Source organism: Acinetobacter sp. YH12208 (genome assembly GCF_013418055.1).
Taxonomy (GTDB): Bacteria; Pseudomonadota; Gammaproteobacteria; order Pseudomonadales; family Moraxellaceae; genus Acinetobacter; species Acinetobacter pseudolwoffii.
Map to the genome: position 1 here is coordinate 1 of NZ_VPCT01000021.1, position 20,870 is coordinate 20,870.

Annotated in this window: 19 protein-coding genes and 7 pseudogenes; 16 read left to right on the top strand and 10 right to left on the bottom strand. The window is 38.6% G+C overall.

Features of this window, described 5'->3' with window-relative positions; translation table 11 throughout:
* The 4 genes and pseudogenes from FTU95_RS13610 to FTU95_RS13615 all read left to right on the top strand — a co-directional run.
* A pseudogene (locus FTU95_RS13610) lies at positions 1-75 on the top strand (IS6 family transposase); the annotation flags it as partial.
* A 698-nt stretch (positions 76-773) separates the two neighbouring features.
* Positions 774-890, top strand: a pseudogene (locus FTU95_RS15185) (hypothetical protein); the annotation flags it as partial.
* An 87-nt stretch (positions 891-977) separates the two neighbouring features.
* Positions 978-1,117 (top strand): annotated as a pseudogene (locus FTU95_RS15120) (cation transporter); the annotation flags it as partial.
* Between the two features lie 177 nt (positions 1,118-1,294).
* Positions 1,295-1,909 (top strand): thiol:disulfide interchange protein DsbA/DsbL, encoded by a 615-nt coding sequence (locus FTU95_RS13615; protein ID WP_004281236.1) that lies wholly within the window; start codon positions 1,295-1,297, stop codon positions 1,907-1,909.
* Between the two features lie 76 nt (positions 1,910-1,985).
* Here FTU95_RS13615 and FTU95_RS15190 read toward each other — a convergent pair.
* Positions 1,986-2,087, bottom strand: a pseudogene (locus tag FTU95_RS15190) (TetR family transcriptional regulator); the annotation flags it as partial.
* A 128-nt stretch (positions 2,088-2,215) separates the two neighbouring features.
* A pseudogene (gene dmeF, locus FTU95_RS13620) lies at positions 2,216-3,114 on the bottom strand (CDF family Co(II)/Ni(II) efflux transporter DmeF); the annotation flags it as partial.
* Between the two features lie 80 nt (positions 3,115-3,194).
* Between dmeF and FTU95_RS13625 the strand changes: the two are divergent.
* Positions 3,195-3,461 (top strand): metal/formaldehyde-sensitive transcriptional repressor, encoded by a 267-nt coding sequence (locus tag FTU95_RS13625; RefSeq protein WP_159516729.1) that lies wholly within the window; start codon positions 3,195-3,197, stop codon positions 3,459-3,461.
* A gap of 45 nt (positions 3,462-3,506) precedes the next feature.
* Here FTU95_RS13625 and FTU95_RS15195 read toward each other — a convergent pair whose 3' ends face one another.
* From FTU95_RS15195 to FTU95_RS13650, 5 genes are all read right to left on the bottom strand, one after another.
* Positions 3,507-3,632 carry a YHYH domain-containing protein gene (locus tag FTU95_RS15195; RefSeq protein ID WP_094148905.1) on the bottom strand — a complete coding sequence of 42 codons (126 nt, stop codon included), beginning with the start codon at positions 3,630-3,632 and terminating at the stop codon, positions 3,507-3,509.
* A gap of 124 nt (positions 3,633-3,756) precedes the next feature.
* Positions 3,757-6,234 (bottom strand): heavy metal translocating P-type ATPase, encoded by a 2,478-nt coding sequence (locus tag FTU95_RS13635; RefSeq protein WP_159138927.1) that lies wholly within the window; start codon positions 6,232-6,234, stop codon positions 3,757-3,759.
* Positions 6,235-6,410: 176 nt separating this feature from the next.
* Complete coding sequence (locus FTU95_RS13640) at positions 6,411-6,605, bottom strand: heavy-metal-associated domain-containing protein (protein WP_004679365.1); 195 nt, start codon at positions 6,603-6,605, stop codon at positions 6,411-6,413.
* 463 nt (positions 6,606-7,068) lie between these two features.
* Positions 7,069-7,950 (bottom strand): CopD family protein, encoded by an 882-nt coding sequence (locus FTU95_RS13645; RefSeq protein WP_159516731.1) that lies wholly within the window; start codon positions 7,948-7,950, stop codon positions 7,069-7,071.
* Positions 7,951-8,014: 64 nt separating this feature from the next.
* Positions 8,015-8,395 (bottom strand): copper resistance protein CopC, encoded by a 381-nt coding sequence (locus FTU95_RS13650; RefSeq protein ID WP_159516732.1) that lies wholly within the window; start codon positions 8,393-8,395, stop codon positions 8,015-8,017.
* A 351-nt stretch (positions 8,396-8,746) separates the two neighbouring features.
* On the opposite strand from FTU95_RS13650, the gene FTU95_RS13655 reads away from it, so the two are divergent.
* From FTU95_RS13655 to FTU95_RS13680, 6 genes are all read left to right on the top strand, one after another.
* Complete coding sequence (locus FTU95_RS13655; protein ID WP_004281876.1) at positions 8,747-8,989, top strand: DUF2789 family protein; 243 nt, start codon at positions 8,747-8,749, stop codon at positions 8,987-8,989.
* Between the two features lie 603 nt (positions 8,990-9,592).
* The gene (locus tag FTU95_RS13660; protein ID WP_004695737.1) at positions 9,593-10,024 is read left to right on the top strand and encodes a hypothetical protein; all 432 of its coding nucleotides are present in this window, start codon (positions 9,593-9,595) and stop codon (positions 10,022-10,024) included.
* Positions 10,025-10,050: 26 nt separating this feature from the next.
* On the top strand, positions 10,051-10,299 hold the full coding sequence (locus tag FTU95_RS13665; protein ID WP_004695740.1) for a DUF2933 domain-containing protein: 249 nt from the start codon (positions 10,051-10,053) through the stop codon (positions 10,297-10,299).
* A gap of 20 nt (positions 10,300-10,319) precedes the next feature.
* Positions 10,320-10,970 (top strand): isoprenylcysteine carboxylmethyltransferase family protein, encoded by a 651-nt coding sequence (locus FTU95_RS13670; RefSeq protein ID WP_004663997.1) that lies wholly within the window; start codon positions 10,320-10,322, stop codon positions 10,968-10,970.
* 11 nt (positions 10,971-10,981) lie between these two features.
* Positions 10,982-13,357, top strand: a complete 2,376-nt coding sequence (locus FTU95_RS13675) for a heavy metal translocating P-type ATPase (protein ID WP_159516733.1) — start codon at positions 10,982-10,984, stop codon at positions 13,355-13,357.
* The gene (locus FTU95_RS13680) at positions 13,354-14,637 is read left to right on the top strand and encodes an MgtC/SapB family protein (protein WP_180001712.1); all 1,284 of its coding nucleotides are present in this window, start codon (positions 13,354-13,356) and stop codon (positions 14,635-14,637) included. The genes FTU95_RS13675 and FTU95_RS13680 overlap by 4 nt, the downstream gene beginning before the upstream one ends.
* A gap of 38 nt (positions 14,638-14,675) precedes the next feature.
* Here the strand turns inward: FTU95_RS13680 and FTU95_RS13685 are convergent, their stop codons facing one another.
* Together FTU95_RS13685 and FTU95_RS13690 are read right to left on the bottom strand one after the other, a co-directional pair.
* A complete protein-coding gene (locus tag FTU95_RS13685; protein ID WP_159516735.1) occupies positions 14,676-16,076 on the bottom strand; it encodes a heavy metal sensor histidine kinase in 1,401 nt (466 codons plus the stop codon).
* Positions 16,069-16,749 (bottom strand): heavy metal response regulator transcription factor, encoded by a 681-nt coding sequence (locus FTU95_RS13690; RefSeq protein ID WP_004668313.1) that lies wholly within the window; start codon positions 16,747-16,749, stop codon positions 16,069-16,071. The genes FTU95_RS13685 and FTU95_RS13690 overlap by 8 nt, the downstream gene beginning before the upstream one ends.
* 148 nt (positions 16,750-16,897) lie before the next feature.
* Between FTU95_RS13690 and FTU95_RS13695 the strand changes: the two genes are divergently transcribed.
* The 4 genes and pseudogenes from FTU95_RS13695 to FTU95_RS13710 all read left to right on the top strand — a co-directional run.
* Complete coding sequence (locus FTU95_RS13695) at positions 16,898-17,215, top strand: hypothetical protein (RefSeq protein WP_004755899.1); 318 nt, start codon at positions 16,898-16,900, stop codon at positions 17,213-17,215.
* Positions 17,216-17,301: 86 nt separating this feature from the next.
* A complete protein-coding gene (locus tag FTU95_RS13700; protein WP_180076561.1) occupies positions 17,302-19,185 on the top strand; it encodes a copper resistance system multicopper oxidase in 1,884 nt (627 codons plus the stop codon).
* Positions 19,172-20,101 carry a copper resistance protein B gene (locus FTU95_RS13705; RefSeq protein WP_159516737.1) on the top strand — a complete coding sequence of 310 codons (930 nt, stop codon included), beginning with the start codon at positions 19,172-19,174 and terminating at the stop codon, positions 20,099-20,101. The genes FTU95_RS13700 and FTU95_RS13705 overlap by 14 nt, the downstream gene beginning before the upstream one ends.
* 23 nt (positions 20,102-20,124) lie before the next feature.
* A pseudogene (locus FTU95_RS13710) lies at positions 20,125-20,322 on the top strand (hypothetical protein); the annotation flags it as partial.
* Positions 20,323-20,338: 16 nt separating this feature from the next.
* On the opposite strand, the pseudogene FTU95_RS13715 reads toward FTU95_RS13710, so the two are convergent.
* Positions 20,339-20,528 (bottom strand): annotated as a pseudogene (locus FTU95_RS13715) (DDE-type integrase/transposase/recombinase); the annotation flags it as partial.
* 9 nt (positions 20,529-20,537) lie between these two features.
* Here FTU95_RS13715 and FTU95_RS13720 point away from each other — a divergent pair.
* Positions 20,538-20,831, top strand: a complete 294-nt coding sequence (locus FTU95_RS13720; RefSeq protein WP_373685761.1) for an NAD(P)H-dependent oxidoreductase — start codon at positions 20,538-20,540, stop codon at positions 20,829-20,831.
* Positions 20,832-20,870 lie beyond the last annotated feature (39 nt).

The window sequence follows — 20,870 nt, forward strand, 5'->3', positions numbered from 1 at the left end:
GGACAAGCATCGTCATTTTATTATGGTCAGCCTCAGGGTGAAGTGTGTCTAATCAACAGGGTTTTCGGTCTCTAAGTACTTTTTAAAGGGAACATCATCGACTCAAATCTCTATTTGCAACAGTGCCTAATTAAATCCCTTACAATTCAAATTTTTCAGCAACAACTTATCTTTGTTAAAATAGTATTAATTTATTTTTTTTAGGACAAACCTTAACAAAATTACAAATTTGTAATTTGGTTGTCATTTAGGTGTATATATCTAGGAATTAGTATATGAAGAAATTATTTTTTGGTCCAAGATATGATTAGATTCAATAATATATATATGAAGATTGTTTTAGTTATTTTTACTATAGTTTTTTCAACCAGTAGTTTTGCTGATGGGGGACTTCGTTTCTTAGAGAAAAATTTAGAAATAATTAACAATGAAAAAAGCAAAGGGTGTGAAGAGAATTAATTCAAAATTATAATGAAGCACATATAACTAGGAAAACTAAAAATTAGTTATTTTTAGTATGGTGTAACTAAGATTAATTAATTTTTTTAAATCGAATGATAAATATATTTATTGTTTTTAATTTATTCTTTACCATTTTCAAATTTTTAAATAATCCGAAAAGACTATTTTAAACTTTAGGGTTACATATGCTCCTATACATAGGCAGGAATAAATATGCAACTTAGTATATTTGCAACAATAGTACTGGAAAGATTCATGTAATAATGCTTAAAACTCTCTAATTAGTTAGGGAGGCATTGGAATTGGAGAAAAAAGTAAAGTGCCCACTAGCAAATGTGGTTATTGGAGGAATTATCTCATCAACCCTTCTTATGTTGGTTTTATTACCAATATTGTCCCGGTGGATAAATGAAAAGAAAGCTTCTTGACCAATTATAGTAAGCAATTTTTAGCAGAAATATTGAGGCTTACTCAAGTCTCTCAGCTAATCGTAAATAGAATAAGGAAACTATTGTATGTCAGAAGATCATTCTCAGAGCCACGCGGCTGTTACTGAAGAGAATAGTAAGAAGCTAATATTTACTGTAGGTTTGACCACTACGTTTTAATCGTAGAAATTATAACCGTTTTTATTACTCAAAGTTTAACTTTTGTGATTATCTAAAAACACATAGCGGTCGAATGGCCATATTAACTGACTTAAAATCAGTCGCATACTTTAATGTAGCGGTTCTGATAGCACAAAAGTTCGCAGCATGAAAACGGAACCGGCATAATTGATTTATAGTGAACCCATACACTAAGCATAATGATTTAGAGGACGATAATCCCAATGAAAAAATTCCTTTTAGGAGCTGTTGCCGCATCTGTTTTGGCCTTTTCAGGCAATGCTATGGCCAATTTTGTGGCAGGTCAGGACTATCAGGTGGTTGCAAAACCAGTCAAAGTCGAAAAACCGGGCAGAATTGAGGTACGTGAATTCTTCTGGTACGGCTGTGGTCACTGTTTCGCGCTTGAACCACATATGCAGGGCTGGTTGAAAAAATTACCAAAAGATGTACGTTTTGTACGTACGCCGGCTGCAATGAATCCACTCTGGGAGCAGGCAGCGCGTGCTTATTATGTGTCTGAAGCATTGGGTGTGCGTCAAAAAGCACATTTACAATTATTCCATGATATTCATGATAAGCAACGTCCAATTTTAGAACAGGCGCAATTGGCCAAGTTCTATACCCGCTATGGTATTCCTGAAGCGAAATTTAACAGCACTTATAAATCTTTCCCGATCACTTCGAAAATTGCCCAAGCCAAAAATCTGGCTGCTCAGTATCAGTTAAGTGGTGTTCCGGCAGTGACCGTGAATGGTAAATATATTGTGCAGGGTAATGATGCCAAAGTCATTCAGGTGGTGAATTACCTGATCGAGAAAGAGCGTAAAGCCAAATAAGACGCGATTGATTATCTCTAAAAAAAACCTGCATCGAATCTGCAGGTTTTTTTATTTAAACTGGAGGAATGGTTATTTACGTCCTGACTGCCGGATCTGGTGTTTCTATCGGCGGGCGATACCAGTGTAAAATTCCTCGGAATAAGAGCTGCATCTGCAACACGCTTTGCGCTTTAAAGTAATGAATTTTCCTTTCTATTTCAACACGCAGAATTGCCGAGGCGCCCCGACGCTCTACAACAAACAAATTCTAATCTAAGATTTACATAAATAGACTGATAAAGTTTAAAAGGAATAAATATTAATTTAAACAACATGGAAATTCTTGTTAATTTCAACAGAAATATGAACAATCTCTTCATGAATTGACAAAGCTTTACGAACTACCTCTGCTGTTAAGGAGTCATTAACTGTATTTAGGGATAAAATACATGAAAATTTACTTCTACCTACTTTCCAGACATGCAGATCAGTAATCGTAATTTGGTTATCTAATTCCTCTACAACTTCCTGAATCTCCTTTACTACAGGATGTTCCATCTCTGCATCAAGCAATGTTTTACCTGTTTCTCTAATCAATCCCCAAGACCATTGTGCTACAAGCACTGCACCTACGATCCCTAGAATTGCATCTAAAAATCCCATCCAAAATACTTCCCTGCGAAAAGTGCAATAATCGCTAATACAGAAGTTACTGCATCTGCTACTACATGAAGAAAAGCGGCTTTCTGGTTTAAGTCATGGTCATCATGAGAGTGATGATGGTGGTGGTGACCATTTTCACGTAGTAACCAGGCACAAATAAAATTAACGATCAAGCCAACAATCGCAATTGAAATTGCCTCGTTGTAGTGAATATTCACAGGATTGAATAAACGTTCTATCGATTGAACACCCATGAATACAGCAACAACCATCAATAAAATGGCACTCGAATATCCAGCTAAGATTTCTATCTTCCATGTACCGAAACAGAATCTCTGATCACGAGCATATTTTCGAGCCATTTTATAGGCAAAATAAGCTAAGCCCAATGCCAACATATGAGAACTCATATGCCATCCATCAGCCAATAAAGCCATGGAATTAAAGAACCATCCTCCAAAAATTTCAAACACCATCATTACACCAGTGAGGATGGTTGCGATTAAAATTTTCTTTTGTGCTAAAGGATTTCCTTCGTCAAATTGATGCGAATGGTCACTTTTAACATTATTTAGATATTACATTTTATTGCACCACAATTAATACTCCCCCATAGTATATGTTCTTGAGGTTGAATAGTATGTCTCACTTAAATCAGAACAAAAAAATTTTAAATCGGATTAGACGAATTCAAGGTCAAACTAATGCCCTTGAACAGAATATTTTAAATTCTGAAAATTCTTGTATTGAGGTATTACAGCTAGTTGCAGCAATTAAAGGTGCGATAAATGGCTTAATGAATGAGTTAATAGAACTTCATCTTAGAGAACATGTACTCGGTGATACTGAGAAAATAAAGGAAAAAGAACTGAATGAATTTTTAGCTTTAGTTAAACGCTACTTATAACTTTAAAGCACAGTCTTTTAAATAAAAAAACTGTGTGCGCACCTATTAATGACAGTGGTAATCACCAGTTTTACTGTTGGTATGACAACCCTGTGAGTTCGTTCCCCCAGAATGAGCATTCGCATAGGTAAATGACATGCCTATAAAGCATATTAATAAAATTCTTTTCATCTTAATCCCTCTCAAATAATTAGAATATCAACTGTATGATATTTAATAAAAGCCAACATGGCTTAGACTATTTCCAAATATATAAAGTAAAGCCAACAAAACTTTAAATGTATATAAAAAATGGTTAAATAATTGCAAGGGGGGCTTTAAAACGTTTTAATCGTAAAGCATTTCCTAGTACAAATATTGACGAGAGAGCCATTGCACCAGCAGCAAATACAGGAGAAAGTAGCAGTCCAAATTGCGGATAAAGTACACCTGCTGCAATAGGAATCAGAGCTGCATTGTAAACAAATGCCCAAAATAAATTTTCACGAATATTGGTTATAGTCGCTTTGCTTAAAGCGATAGCATTTGGCACTCCTTTCAGGTTGCCAGACATCAAAACCACATCAGCAGCTTCAATAGCTACGTCTGTACCTGTACCTATTGCTAAACCAATATCTGCTTCTGCAAGTGCAGGGGCATCATTAATGCCATCTCCAACATATGCGAGTTTACCATATTGATTTTTTAATTTTTTAACGGCCTCTATTTTACCTTCTGGTAAGACTTCTGCAATAACCTCATCAATACCTAGTTTTTTTGCAATCGCTTGAGCTGTATGACGGTTATCACCTGTAATCATGGCAACCTTTAAACCTAACTGATGTAACGCTTCAATTGCAGCAAATGTTGATTCTTTAATTGGATCTGCTACAGCAATAATGGCAGCAAGTTTCTGGTCAATCGCAACATAGAGAGGGGTTTTTCCTTCTTCTCCCAAACGATCCGAAAATTGAGAAAAAACATTAGGATTCAAACCTAGTTTTTCCATATATCGATCTGCACCAATATGAACCAAATGTTCAGACACCGTTGCTTCTATTCCATAGCCCGTGACTGACTTGAAATCAGCAACAGGAGACAGGATTAATTCCTTATCTATAGCGGCTTGTACAATTGCTCGAGCAATAGGATGCTCAGACTTTGATTCAACGGCTGCCATAAGTGAAAGTACGGCATTGTATTCAAACCCTTCTAAGACATGCAGATCGGTTAAAATTGGTTTCCCTTCAGTCAGGGTCCCTGTTTTATCAACAGCAACCACTTTAGTTTCTTTGAGCAGCTGCAAAGCTTCCCCTTTACGGAATAAAACACCCATTTCAGCACCACGCCCAGTTCCCACCATGATTGATGTAGGCGTTGCAAGTCCCATTGCACAAGGACATGCAATAATGAGTACCGCAACTGCATTAACTAAGCTAAACGTTAGGGCTGGCTCAGGGCCGAAGATAAACCAAGTAATAAAAGTTAAAAGAGAGAGACCCATTACTACAGGTACAAACCACATGGTAATTTTATCAACCAATGCCTGAATAGGCAGCTTGGAACCCTGTGCCTGTTCAACCATTCGGATGATTTGAGAAAGCACTGATGAACTACCAACAGAGGTGGCTTTGATATTTAAGCTGCCACTTTGGTTAATTGTTCCTCCTACCACAGTAGAGCCTATCGTTTTTTCAACGGGCATAGGCTCGCCAGTAATCATGGATTCATCAATAAAACTTTGGCCGTGAATAACTTCACCATCGACAGGGATACGCTCGCCTGGTCTAATCTCTACAATCGTTCCTGTTTGAACTTCGGCAATCGGAACTTCTATCACCTGATTATTGAGCTGTATTCTGGCAACTTTAGGCTGCATTCCAACTAGATGTTGAATTGCTAAAGACGTTCGGCCTTTTGCCTTGGCTTCAAAAAATCTACCTAATAGAATTAAAGTGATAATAACCGCTGCAGCTTCATAATAAACATTGACCGTGCCTTGTGGCAGGACACTTGGAAAGAAAGTAGCAACCACTGAATAAAGATAAGCAGCCAATGTTCCTACAGCCACCAAGGAATTCATGTCTGGTGCTAAGCGGAATAAACTTGGGATGCCCTTTTTGAAGAAGCGTCGGCCTGGAAAAATTAATGCTACTGTGGTCAAGAAAAATTGCATTAACCAGCTATTTTGTTGGCCAATGTTATCCATCATAAACGTATGAAAGGCGGGAATCAGGTGTGATCCCATTTCTAAAATAAAAACGGGTAGAGTCAATAAGACTGACAAAATTAAATCTTTTTTAAGTTTTTCTAATTCAATATTCTTTTTATCTTGAAAGCTTTCCGTAGTTTGATGAACTGACTTTGCTTCAAACCCTGCTTTGGTGACAGCCTGAATTAACGAGTCACGAGTGACAGATGAGCTTGCCTGAATAGTCGCTTTTTCAGTAGCCAGATTTACATGAGCCGACTCAACTCCTTCAACAGATTTTAAAGCCTTTTCTACTCGACCTACACAAGAAGCACATGACATACCCTCTATCGTAAGCTCTATCGGTTGCAATACTTCCACTTCGTAGCCTGCTTTTTCTACGGCTTTAATTAAAGTAGCGCGATCAAGTGGTTGATGCGCATAAATGACTGCTTTTTCGGTAGCCAGATTTACATGAGCCGATTCAACACCCTCAACAGATTTTAAAGCTTTTTCCACACGGCCTACACAAGAAGCACATGTCATCCCCTCAATCTCTAATGTTTCACTGTAGTGTGGCGTATCAGTCATTTCGGTACTCATATACGATCTCTATCATTTAGATATGCTGAGTTCTATATGCGAAGATCAGCTCGAACCAAGATAATTGGGAATTCAGGCAGCACTTTTATTGCAAGCAAGTACAGATTTTATCTGTACGATGAGAAAAACAAGAGTAAGTAAAGTGATAAGGGATTACCACTTTACTCTAACAGAGATTAAGCAGGCTCAGCTGTAAATCCACGATCACCGAGAGTGGCAATGACTTTATCCTGACTAACCGTTGTGTTGATTTCAACGATACGGTTTTGTAAATCAATATCGAGTGATGCATTCGAGTCGAGCTCTTTAATTGCAGTAGTAATGCCTCGTGCACAACCACCACAAGTCATATTAGCGATGTGAAATTTCATATGTTGCTCCTTTTTAACAAAACATTTGTTTAAACCATTAGAACAGTAACTCTAAACTTTCACCATACAACCAGCCTTTCTCTGAATCAGTTACTTGCTGTAACTTGGTCTGTTTACATCCATAGTTTTCATCAGAGTATTCTAAAGCATAGCGTTCTAATGACTACAGTAAAAGTACTTAACCAACATTAACGTGACTTAAAAATGACATTTTTGTCATCTACGATCACTTTGAAATTTATAAGATAGTTATTTCAATCAATAGTAGTGAACTGAATAGATGAGACTCTTATGGATTGAAGCTAAAAACCGGTGACTACCTTTAATATATAAATGCCTTATGATGCGATTTTACTGTTCTGATTGTCGTAAGCTGGCAGTCCAGTAGAAACTTTATTGCTCAGCTACAAAAGATAAAAGTACTAATGTTAAATTTCCTCAATAACCTTATTTTGAAATTCTCTTATTCAATACCCACGACAGTGGTTATATAGCCTGTTGTTAATAGAATTGATAGACCTAATAACATCTCAAATAAAATGGCATGACTAAGGTGTTTAGCAAATTTAGGATGTTGAAGATGCGGGGTGAAATACCATTTGTTGAAGGCAGCTAAAAGTAGAATACCTATAACAAAAAACATTTTAACCATGAAACCATAGCCATATGCAGTATTGATTAAGGTATTAAAATCTTTAATTAAAAGAAGAGCTACACTAGCGCCACAGGCGATTAATATCCCAACAATGAAAGCAGCAATACGTCCAAATACATGCATGCGATCTTTTAAAGGTAAACCACTTATTTCCCGGCTGGTTTTCCATAACGGATATAAAGACCCCATCCATAACGACATAACTAGAATATGGATTGATAATAAAATTTGAGCAAGTAAGGTTAAATTAGCGACATGTCCGAGCTGGGAAAAACTAAAAATAATCGGGATAAGTAAAATACAAAATATTGAACTTTCAATTATAGAAAACTGACCTTTGTTCCTGTTAACTTTAACCACCATGAGAAGAAGTAAAAGAGCAAAACTAATAGAACGAAGAACGTATATATACCCCGTCGGAGTATTAACCAATATATTAATATACGTGGGGTCCACCATCCCTGTAATACCAGTATTGGCAAAACTACCAATCAGAATAAAAAATCCCAAGGTACTGGAAATTAGGCCTAATCCAGCGCCAATTGTAATATATTTAAGAATCGATTCTTTTAGTTCAAGATATTGTCTAAGTAAAAAATAGCAAAAGGCTCCACCAACGACAAAAGCTAAACTTAAATATAAAATAACCTTAGTTAACCAAGTGGCCCACATCCAATATTCAGAAATCATTATTTTTGTCCATTCTAGAACAACATGCCAGCACCTCACTGACATGTTGAAAGGTAATCAATTCTTATTTAGTTGATTTGATAGTGAAACTATATTCACCATTCATGTTGTGGCCATCTTTCCCCATTGTTGTCCAGACAACGGTATATTTACCTTTTTTCAGTTTCGGAAGAGCGACATCAAAGGATTTCTTTAAGTCATGCGTAACTTCATATTTTAAAGGAACATCTCTTCGCTGAGCATCCAGTAACTTAATATTCATCAACATAACCTCTGCACCAAAGTTAAGGGTCAAGTTCTTTGGTTGACTAAGGACAGATGCATTTTCCGCAGGAATCGCACTCACTAAACTCACATGAGCGAACGTAGTTGTAGTAGCCACAATCATCGTTGCAGCTACTACAACATTACGTAGAGCAGTCATTTTATTTTGAAATAATTTCATTTACGTTTCCTCTTGATTCGTTAGTTCATTAGAGATGACTTTATAAAATCTATATTTAATGAGACCACATCATCTCCTCTTATATTTCAATTATTAGTGAGAGACAGAAACAGAGCGATGACTTCAAAATTACATTTTTGTCATTTTTAAAATTTAAAATCTTTAACTATTAAAATAATCTTATTGAAAAATAATGATCATTTAACAAACAAATTATGTAGGTGGTTGATTTATGAAATGTAGTAATCATTTTGTCTAAGAAAATAGTAGCTATTTAATTTTTTATATTTTAGTTTAAATATAAACATGTTATGTTTAATTTGATCTAATATAAATTTGTGGGCTAAGCACATGACTCAAACACGTCCAAGAATGACCAAATTATTTGAACAGCTTGGTTTAGCTTCTACTGAAGAAGCAATTGCAAAATTCATAGAGAGCCATCAGCTAGCTGGAGATGTTTTTTTAACACAAGCAATTTTTTGGACTGATGCTCAACGTCATTTTTTAGAAGAAAAACTACACTCTGATGGTGAATGGACGACAGTGATTGATCAATTAAATGAGTCTTTACATGAAAATTCAGTAAAATAATTTTCCGTTAGTATTAAGGATCTACATTCTTCCCTGCATTGAATACAACTCATTCATACAGTAGTACTGTTTTGGAGATGGAATCTCTATTATATAAGTAGTAGATTCCTTACTCTGAAATTTGGATTATAAACCCTAATATTAAAAATAATCTTCTTTACCTTCTATCTAATAAATATACCAATAAGTTTAATAATTAAATTATCCACCCTTTTTTCTATAAAAAACTATTTTGATCAACTGTATTTTTTCTTTAAAGGAATAACAGTGTAAATTACATTAAGAATGTGTCTCTAACTAGCCTTGGAGTCATCTAATCATTTCATTTTTATTTTTTTAAGCACATAAAATCATAACAACTTTAATAGTTTTAAAAGATTAATATTAAATAAAATTTTTGTCATCTCAGCATAGACTATATATTTCGAGAAGATCTCAAAATTACATTTTTGTCATTTTTAAAAATAATTAATTAATAGTGCTAAAATTTTTAAGAGAGACAGAGAATAACCAAAAATTTCATCAGTTTAGTAGTCAAATTCCTAGACTCTGTTCAGTACTAAAACATAGCTTTTACTTCCAAATTATTTAAAGGAAAAAATTATGATGAAATTCAAAAACATTTTTTTGGGCTTATGTATCGCAGCCGCGTCATTGAATACATTTGCACAGCAATCCGATGAACACAAAGATCACCACCCTGAAAAAACAGCACCATCTGCAGTAACAATTAAGCAAACAGTTACCAGCACCACTGCTACAGATAAAATGGCTGCAATGGATCAACACATGAAGGCGATGCAAGCCATGCATGAGAAGATGATGGCTGCAAAAACCCCACAAGAACGTCAGAAACTTATGGCTGAGCACATGAAACTCATGCAAGGAGGTATGAGTATGATGAAACAGATGGGCAGCCAAAGCATGAATGCAAATATGGCTGACCGTCAGCAGATGATGGAAAAACGTATGGACATGATGCAATCCATGATGCAGATGATGATGGACTGTATGCCTCCGTCAGCAACTAAATAGTTACCCATGAATTAGGGGAAAGCACCATGAATCACCAACACCAAGAAAATAATTCAGTACCTAACTTCTGGTCTACACGTTATGCCATTGGTCTAATCGTGCTGGGTGGTATCGCAGCTTATTTTCTATTAACGGAACATTTAGCCCACGTTATCGGTGCTTTGCCTTATTTATTCCTTTTAGCGTGTCCACTGATGCATATTTTTATGCATGGTGGTCATGGGCATAACCACTCGCAGCAAAAAAAATCCGATATATCTGATAACAAAAAATAGCTCTTATCAGGAGATCCATCATGAATCATGCGGAATCGGCTTATGGTTTATGGACGCTGGTTATCATTAACTCAGCAGTTTTTATCATGTTCGCTTTCAGTTTTTTTAGACCTTCCACTGCGCGCGATTGGCGTACATTTGGGGCCTTTTCGGCTTTTATCATTGCTCTATTTGTCGAAATGTATGGTTTTCCTTTAACCATTTACCTGTTATCTGGTTGGCTTCAAACTCGCTTCCCTCAACTTGACTTACTTTCTCATAATGCAGGTCACTTGTGGTCAACGCTATTAGGTGAAAAAGGTGATCCACATTTTGGCATTTTGCATATCGCCAGTTACGTTTTCTTGGGCTATGGATTTTACCTGTTATCAACGTCATGGCACGTGCTGTACAACGCGCAACGTCAGCATTCTTTAGCGATCACAGGCCCTTATGCACGTATACGTCACCCACAATACGTGGCTTTTGTGATGATCTTGCTGGGTTTTTTATTGCAATGGCCAACTTTACTGACACTGATTATGTTTCCAATCCTACTCTTAATGTACAGCCGCTTGGCAATTAAGGAAGAGGCTGAAATGAGTAAACAGTTTGGCGCTGTCTATGACAGCTATGCTCAACAGACTCCGAGATTTATTCCAAAATTCGGCCATAAAACCACTTTTCCATAAGAGAATTATTTATGTCAGATCAAAAAAATCATAACCAGGACCATATGGCACAGGCTACAACAGACGTACTGAAAGACCCAGTCTGTGGTATGACCGTCACTGAAGAATCGAAATACCATGAGGAATTTAAGGGGAAAACTTACTTTTTTTGCAGTGATAAATGTCAATCAAAGTTTCATAGCAGCCCGGTGCAATATATCGCTAAACCCGCAACGACGACTGCCGATGCACATACACAGCATCATCAGACTACTCAATCCGTTAATGATGCAAGCACAACAGGCACGACCATCTATACTTGCCCAATGCATCCAGAAATTAGACAGGATCATCCTGGAAACTGTCCTAAATGCGGAATGACACTGGAACCACTCATTCCCGAGTTAGAGGAAGATGAGAATCCTGAGTTACGTGATTTCCGTCGACGCTTCTGGTGGACACTGCCACTCACCATAGTCGTGACTTTTTTGGCAATGTTTGGCCATCAACTGAACCTGTTCGACATGGCAGTTCAGAGCTGGATTGAATTAGTGTTGTCACTCCCGATTGTACTGTGGGCAGGTTGGCCATTTTTTTCCCGTGGTTGGCAATCGGTTGTGAATCGCAGCCCAAACATGTGGACCCTGATCGGTCTAGGTACAGGGGCTGCTTTTATTTACAGTGTGGTTGCGACCATTGCACCACAAATCTTTCCAGACTCATTTATCTCCATGGGTCGTGTCGCTGTTTACTTTGAAGCTTCAGCGGTCATCATTTCTTTGACCCTACTGGGGCAAATACTGGAATTAAAAGCACGTTCGCAAACTTCTGCTGCAATTAAGTCACTCCTCGGACTTGCTCCTAAAACAGCTCGCCGAATCCTGCCCGATGGAACTGAGGAAGATGTTCCTCTGACTCATGTCCATGTAGGAGATTTACTCAGAATTCGCCCAGGTGAAAAAGTTCCTGTGGATGGTGTAGTCACTGAAGGAAGCAGTTCAGTAGATGAATCAATGCTGACAGGCGAACCTTTACCAATCACTAAACGCGTCGGCGACAAAGTCATTGGAGCTACCCTGAATACCAATGGTTCATTGATCATGCGTTCAGAGAAAATTGGTTCAAGCACCATGTTGGCTCAGATCGTACAGATGGTGGCGCAAGCTCAACGCTCGAGAGCACCCATGCAACGTATGGCTGATCAGGTAGCAGGTTGGTTCGTAATGGCTGTAGTGGCTATTGCCTTACTTACCTTCTTTGGATGGGGACTGTTCGGCCCAGAAGAGTCGAGCTGGGTTTATGCATTAATCAATGCTGTGGCAGTACTGATTATTGCCTGTCCTTGCGCACTGGGCTTGGCAACCCCAATGTCTATCATGGTTGCGACGGGTCAAGGTGCCACCCATGGTGTGCTATTCCGTGATGCGGCGGCCATTGAGAATCTGCGCAAGATTGACACACTAATCATCGATAAAACAGGTACGTTGACTGAAGGACGCCCTGCATTCGACCGTGTAGTAGCTGCAGCAGGGTTCGAGGAATCTGAAGTATTACGTCTGGCCGCTAGCCTGGATCAAGGCAGTGAACATCCGCTAGCTGATGCGATTGTAAATGCAGCACACGAACGTGGCCTGTCTCTTGAAACACCAGACAATTTTGAATCAGGCTCTGGGATCGGTGTTCGAGGTCAAGTGGGCGATCGTCAGTTAGCTTTGGGCAACACGGCACTGATGGAACAATTGGGTATCTCCGTACAATCTCTGATTCCGCAAGCCGAAGAGCTGCGTTCGGAAGGGGCAAGTGTCATGCATCTAGCCATCAATGGTGAATTGGCCGGCCTGCTTGCAGTATCTGATCCCATCAAAAAAAGTACTCCTGAAGCTCTTACCACCCTGAAGGAAGCTGGACTACGTATCGTAATGGCAACAGGAGATGGTCTCACCACTGCCCGTTCAGTCGGAGCACGTCTGGGAATCGATGAGATACATGGTGAAGTCAAACCCGCAGATAAACTCGAACTTGTCAGCAAATTGCAGAAGCAAGGTCGCATCGTGGCAATGGCCGGCGATGGAATCAATGATGCACCTGCACTAGCCAAGGCTGATGTCGGTATCGCTATGGGTACCGGGACTGATGTCGCAATGAATAGTGCTCAAGTTACCCTGGTCAAGGGAGATTTACGCGGTATCTCGGTTGCCCGTTCACTCTCGGAAGCTACTGTCAGCAACATGAAACAGAACCTCATGTTTGCTTTCCTTTACAATGCCTTGGGTATCCCAATAGCAGCTGGCGTACTCTACCCATTTACAGGTTGGTTGTTGTCACCCATGATTGCGGCCTTGGCCATGAGTTTTAGCTCCGCTTCAGTGATCACGAATGCCCTTCGCCTGCGACATAAAAAGCTATGATAGAGAGTCCTTTTCTTCCACCAGATGTATCAGGCCTAGTTGCAGCACTTGCCATCGGCCTGCTCATTGGTTTAGAACGAGGATGGAATGATCGTGAACTGCCAGAAGGCAGCCGAGTAGCAGGCCTACGTACCTTCACATTGACAGGATTACTCGGAGGAGTGCTGGGTCATCTACAGCCAAACTTTGGGCCTTGGCCACTAGTCGCAGCCGTATTAGGGCTTTCCCTTTTACTTACGGTATCCTACGCGCGTACCGCAAAAATTTCCGGTAATTTAAGCGCTACCACGACGATCGCGATGCTGTTGACATTAGTTCTAGGTGCATATGCATCCCATGGTAATGTTACTTTAGCATTAACAGCGGCTGTCATCGTGGCTGTATTTTTGGATCTCAAGCCAACCTTACATGGTTGGTTACGCTTGATCGAACATCGTGAATTAACCGCATCTCTACAGTTACTGGTACTTTCTGTCGTTATATTACCTTACTTACCCAATACGGGTATGGGACCTTTTGCTGCATTAAATCCTTACCAGTTATGGTGGGCAGTGATCCTGATTGCCGGACTCTCTCTGGCAGGTCATTTTGCCATGCGGCTCACCGGTTCAGAAAGAGGCATACTCTGGACAGGTCTATTGGGTGGTTTGGCATCTTCTACAGCTGCAACTGTCGCACTGGCACGCTATACACGCCAGCACCCCGTCATGGTCAGTGCTGCTATTTCTGGAACATTGGCTGCCTGTGGCATCATGTTTTTTCGTATGGCTGTACTGATAGGCGTCATTGAACCCGCACTTCTAAGCACTTTTGGTGGTGCAATGATGATTGCGGGAATCCTTTTGCTGGGTATGGCACTGTGGAGACAACGCCAAATTACCAGCGCTGAAAACAACGATCGAACAATAGAAGCAATGGCTCCTTTTGATCTTGGGACAGCATTCAGCTTCGCTGCTTTCCTTTCTGTCATGGCAGTCTTGGTTCCGGCAGCAAAACAATGGTTGGGCACCAGCGGCATCTTCGTACTATCGACTATTTCCGGGCTAGCAGACGTAGATGCTATTTTAGTCTCACTTGCCCGCCTGCATAGTACTGAAGGCTTAACAACAAATGTGGCTGCTGTCGCGCTAGGGCTGGCCACACTGAGCAACATGTTAAGCAAAGCGACAATTGCATGGATGACAGGGGGGGCACAGTTTGGCCGAGCCATCATAATTGGCTACACAATTGCCATGATAGGTGCTGGCGTAGCTCTGGCTCTCAGTTTGAGCTTTATGTAAGGTCAACTCGGGTAAATGGAGGATGTTCAAAAAATGAGTTAAAACGATTCCCCTTGCATGGATTCACTTTGAAAAACAATGGTAAAAATGATTCGACCATTGAGGGATTCAGCCTGGATGGTCGCCCCAAGCATATCAAGAATAGATTTTGTTATGGCAAGCCCTAAGCCGGTTCCTTCTTCTGTTCTTTGCCTAGACGCATCTGTTCGATAAAAACGATCAAATAATCTGGATAGTTGTTCAGGAGAGATTTCAGGGCCTTCATTTTCAATTGAAAATATTGTGTTATCTAAATTCTGTTGAAGTTTTATCCGTATTGTAGAATTCTTGTTTCCATATTTAACTGCATTAGACAATAGATTGCTGAGTGCGCGACGTAACATAGCAGGATCACCTTTTACATTGCCAGATCCTGTTTGTTGAAGTGTCATATTTTTTTCGGCAGCGAGAGCGTCATAGAAATCAAATAAAGCGGTAACTTCTTTAACGAGGTCAATATTCTGTAAGTTCTGTAAATTTAAGCCATGTTCTGCTTTTGCCAAGAAAAGCATATCGGACACCATTCGAGCCAAACGTTCAAATTCTTCTAAATTAGAAAATAGTATTTCTTGATAAGTACCAATATCTCGGTTACGGGCGAGACATACTTGAGTTTGGGTCATTAAATTATTAATCGGTGTTCTAATTTCATGTGCTAAATCAGATGAAAAATCGGAAAGTTTTTCTAAAGCTGACTCTAGTCTGTCCAGCATAGCATTGAAGGCGATTGCCAATGATTTTAGTTCGGTTGGTGTATGCTCAACTTCTAAACGTTCTGAAAGATGTTGAGCAGAAATTCCTTCTGCGACCTTAGCCATTTTTTGCACGGGTCTTAAACCTCTCCAGGTTGCAAACCAACCTAAAAACATTAAACAAATTGTACCAGCCAAACCAATATACAAAAGTTGACGCTTAAAATCTTTTAGAAAATGTAGATGTTCTGATGTATCGATCCCAACAATAATTCGTACAGATTGTATTTCAGAATTTCTATTTATACCTGTAGTGTAGATCATGCCACGATAGGTCTTATTTTGAACTTGCCATTTAATCCATGAATTATTTGCTGACTTGATTAAATTTTGAGTATTAATGATTGAGGATGCAGAACTAAATAAAACTTGACCTGTCGGTCGTTCTATTTGGACCATAAGATCATGGTGTCCAACTAACGCATCTCTTAAATAGAAATTAAGTTCTGGAGAATTTTTAGGATGCTGTTGGAGAAGATTCTGAATAAGCTGGATTTTACCTTCTAATTGGGTACGGTCTTGAGTTTCAAAATGATGCATTACTAATTTATTTATGAACAAACCCATAATAATTAGAATGAAAATAGTAGATAATGAGAAAATGATACCGATCCGGAAACTGATCGCTCTGAATAAATTATTATTCATCCTCTACCTCTAGTACATACCCCATTCCTCGAATATTCTGAATTAATTTGGGAGTAAAGTTACTGTCAACTTTACTTCTTAATCGTTTAATAGCGACTTCAACGACATTCGTATCACTATCAAAATTCATATCCCAAATTTGAGAAGCAATCAGCGCTCTTGGTAAAATTTCACCTCGTCTACGCATAAAAAGTTCCATAAGCGCGAATTCTTTTGCCGTCAGATCAATGCGTTGACCCGCTCGCGTTACCCGACGTTTTCTCAAATCAAGTTCTAAATCAGCAATCTTAATAATATTACTATCTTCTCTTTGCTGCCCTCGTCTAAGGAGAGTTTTGATTCGAGCAAGAAGCTCTGCAAAAGCAAAAGGCTTTATTAAATAATCATCAGCGCCTAACTCTAGACCTTTTACTCGATCTTCTATCTGATCTCTGGCTGTTAAAAATAGAATGGGCATTGTTTTACCGCTGCTACGAATATCATTGATAATATTCCAACCATTTAGTCCAGGTAACATCACGTCTAAAATAATTAAGTCATACTCTTCAGAAAGAGCTTGATGTTTACCCGTTAACCCATCTGTAACCCAGTCGGTAATATAGCCAGCTTCGGATAAACCTTGCTTGAGATAGTCACCAGTTTTTTGTTCATCTTCAACCAATAATATTCTCATCTCAGAATCCTAAGTCATTCATTAAACCTATAATAACTTTATAAAACCCGAGATTGAAATAGATTACAAAAATGTCATTTTCAAGTCACTCAGATGTTCAGTGCTTCACTTTATTGTAGTAGCAAGAAATTAACTTTTAGAGAAACTTATGAAAACTGTAGTGCGTCGTAGTCTAACAATTTTAATGTGTGCTGGAACTTTAATTGCTGGTACTCAATCTTGGGCAAATGATGCAAAAGATCTATCAAATTCGAAATCTAATGCTGTGACAACTGCAAAAAAAGCACAAGAGCCGTGTTCTAAACCTTGTAAGATGAACAAGGATAATAAGGTTCAGCAAGAACCTAGCCAACAGCAAGCGGCAAATTCCTCTGATATGTCGAAAATGGATCATTCCATGATGAATATGGACCATTCGAAAATGGATCATTCAAAAATGAATATGTCCAATACATCAAATAAATAATTTTATAAAAGCAGGAAAGGAGTATTGGAGCTAACGATAAGGATTGCCTTAATACTCTAATCTGGTCTTTTTAACGGTGAGATAGAATGTCAAATAAGTTAAGTCATGTACTCTTAATTGGAGTTGGTTTATTTTCATCAACTTGGGTAATGGCGGCAGTTAAAGAATATGATTTAACGATCGCGGAACAGACTGTAAATATTACAGGAAAACCGCTAAAGAGAATTACCGTTAATGGTAAATTCGTTGCCCCTCTTCTTGAATTTGAAGAGGGAGATGATGCCGTTATTCGTGTTCATAATAAGCTAAAAAATCAGGACTCTTCAATTCATTGGCATGGATTGATATTACCCGGAATCATGGATGGTGTACCAGGGTTCAACCAGTTCGAAGGCATCGCCCCTAATAAAACGTATGAATATAAATTCAAGGTTCGTCAAAATGGTACTTATTGGTATCACTCCCATAGTAAAGGGCAAGAGCAAGACGGCCTATATGGTGCTTTAGTTATTTATCCGAAAAATAAAACCCCCTTAACATCATCTGAAAAAACTGATAGAGATTATGTGGTTTTGCTTTCTGATTTTCATAATTCAACAAGTGATCAAATCACAAAGAATCTTAAAAAAGAAGCAGATTACTATCAGAACCGTCGAGAAACGGTATTTGATGTCATGAAACAAGTTAAACGTGATGGATTAAAGGCAACTTGGCAAGACCGCTCTATGTGGAATCAGATGCGGATGTTGAAAACAGATATGTCTGATGTCACAGGCTATACATTTTTAATGAATGGCAAAACACCTCAGCAAAACTGGACCGGTAATTTTAAAGCTGGAGAAAAAGTTCGCCTTCGATTTATTAATGCTTCTGCAATGTCATTTTTTGATGTACGAATTCCAAATTTAAAAATGACAGTGGTAAGTGCCGATGGTCAACCTGTAAAACCTGTTCCTGTAGATGAGTTCCGTATAGGTACTGCTGAAACTTATGATGTCATTGTTGAACCGAAACAAGCCCATTATCAAATCGAAGCTGAATCTATTGATCGTACTGGATTTTCGGTTGGAACCTTACATGATGAAAATACCTCACCTGTAAAACAAATTGAGATGCCTAAGCCTCGTCCTCGTTCTTTATTGACTATGGAAGATATGGGAATGAATCATGATATGTCTTCTATGAAAGGCATGAATCACGATATGTCTTCTATGAAAGGTATGGATCATGATATGTCTTCAATGAAAGATATGAATCATGATATGTCTTCTATGAAAGGCATGAATCACGATATGTCTTCTATGAAAGGTATGGATCATGATATGTCTTCTATGAAAGGTATGGATCATGATATGTCTTCTATGAAAGGTATGGATCATGATATGCCGATGAATAGCGCTACTGTTAAGGCGGCTTCAGACAAGAATGATAATACCGTATTTGGATGGGCAAATGCTTCAACACCTGAAGGTAATAAAGCATTGCAATATAGTGATTTGCAATCGTTAGATCCTCAAAAAGACACTCGTGCAGCTGAACGTGAAATAGAGATCCGTCTTGGTGGAAACATGGAGCGTTATATTTGGACAATAAATGGTAAAAAATTTAATGAAGCCGACCCACTAGTGGTGAAGTATGGTGAACGTATTCGCTTAAAATTTGTCAATGACAGTATGATGGCTCACCCAATGCACTTACATGGCATGTTTATGCAGCTTGAGAATGGTCAGGATCCAAGCAATATGCCAAACAAACATACGGTAATTGTTCCACCTGGGAAAACGATAACCACTCTACTCACAGCTGATGAGTTAGGTGAGTGGGCTATTCATTGTCACCTGCTTTACCATATGAGTGCAGGAATGATGAATAAACTCATTGTAGCTCAAGTGGAAGATGGTAATTCTACAAAGACTGTTCCTCAGTCCCAAGTAAATGAGAAGGGAGTAAATCCACATGCACATCACTAATAATTTGTTTTCAAAAACAACTTTGATGATTGCGCTATTTGGATTATCAAATCTGACCTTTGCAAAGAACACTCAACCAGTAGAAGATAGCAATATGCCAGAAAGTATGAAGGTACTATTGCAGGAATCTGGTGGGTTAAGCTATTCCCCGCAAAATGTTTATCCAAAGTATTTTTCAAAAAGAAATATTAACAAGGGAAACAAAAGTATTCAAATTATGCGGAAGAATTTGGAACCAGCTGATTCCTCCCATAATAATCATCTTAAAGAACATGGTGGTCAAGTTTATCAAACTACAAAACTCGAAAATGAATGGATGGTTGATGAAGACGGTAAAGGTGGGTTAGGAACAAAGTTTGAAACTTTGATTGGTACAGATGAAAATCGTCTATTTATTGAAGCCAATTCGGAAAAGTCAGAAAGTAATGATCCAAAATATGCTGTATCAGCACTTTATAGCCGTAACGTAGCCCCATTTTGGGATGTACAAGCTGGGGTAAGATATAGTGAAGATAAAAATAACAGCAGCAGCGATCGAGTGGATGGGGTTATTGGTATATTAGGTCTAGCTCCTTATTTCTTTGAAACACAAGCATATCTTTATGGCGGTGAGAATAATTTTTGGGGAGCAAGTTTTGAATTAGAACGTGATTTGCTTTTAACTCAGAAACTTATTACTCAACCTTATATCGAAGCAGATGTAATATTTAGCGATGATTCTAACTATGCTGCAAAATCAGGTTTATCAGAACTAAAAACTGGTATCAAAACCCGATATGAGATTACTAAGCGAATTAAACCTTTCATTGATGTTGCTTACCAATATGAAAAAGGACAGAAAGCCACTTCTATGCAAGAGGCAACAGAGTCTGAAAAGGGATGGAAATATGGTGCAGGCATCGAATTAGTTTTTTAAAATAGTATGATTTGGATTCATGAATGGTAGCTTCGGCTACTATTCATGAATTATTACTATTTATTTTCGAATCTGTAAAACTAAAAAAGCTTAATTTTTGGTCTATTTTTATGCAGTGGTTAAAAACATGCTTATCGCTGTTTTTATCGTTTGCTATTCTTTTAGTAGGATCGGCTGCTACTACTTCGTCTGTACATCATCGGTGTTTAATGCCATCTGAATAGATGCATGTGACATAGCCGTCTTCATCGATTTGAATCCTAAAGTGGCCCTAATGATCCGCTTTAGCTTGCCATGATTACATTCGATCACGTTATTTTTATACTTAACCTGCCTGTGCTCAAGATCTGGTGGACATTTTCTTTCCCATTTTAACCGTGACAAAGCACCTCCATATGTGTGCTTTATCTGTATCTATCACTTGTGGGGCCTTCCTTTGCCAGAAGATGCGGATACTGAGCATCCAAAAGTAAAAGAACTGCATGAGCTTCTTGCATGGTCTGAAGGTATGGTCTGGTGTTCACCTGAACGTCATGGTTCTATGAGTTCCATTTTTAAATCACAAATAGACTGGATTCCACTTGCAGGAGGAGCAATCCGTGCTACCCAAGGTAAAACCCTTGCCTTGATGCAAGTCAGTGGTGGATCACAGTCTGAACCGTACCGGGTTTGTCGGAGAGTCAATATTCTGAGAGACTATCCCGATGACAAAATTAAAATATACCCCTGAAATCAGAGAAAGAGCGGTTCAAAAAATTTGAAACTACCA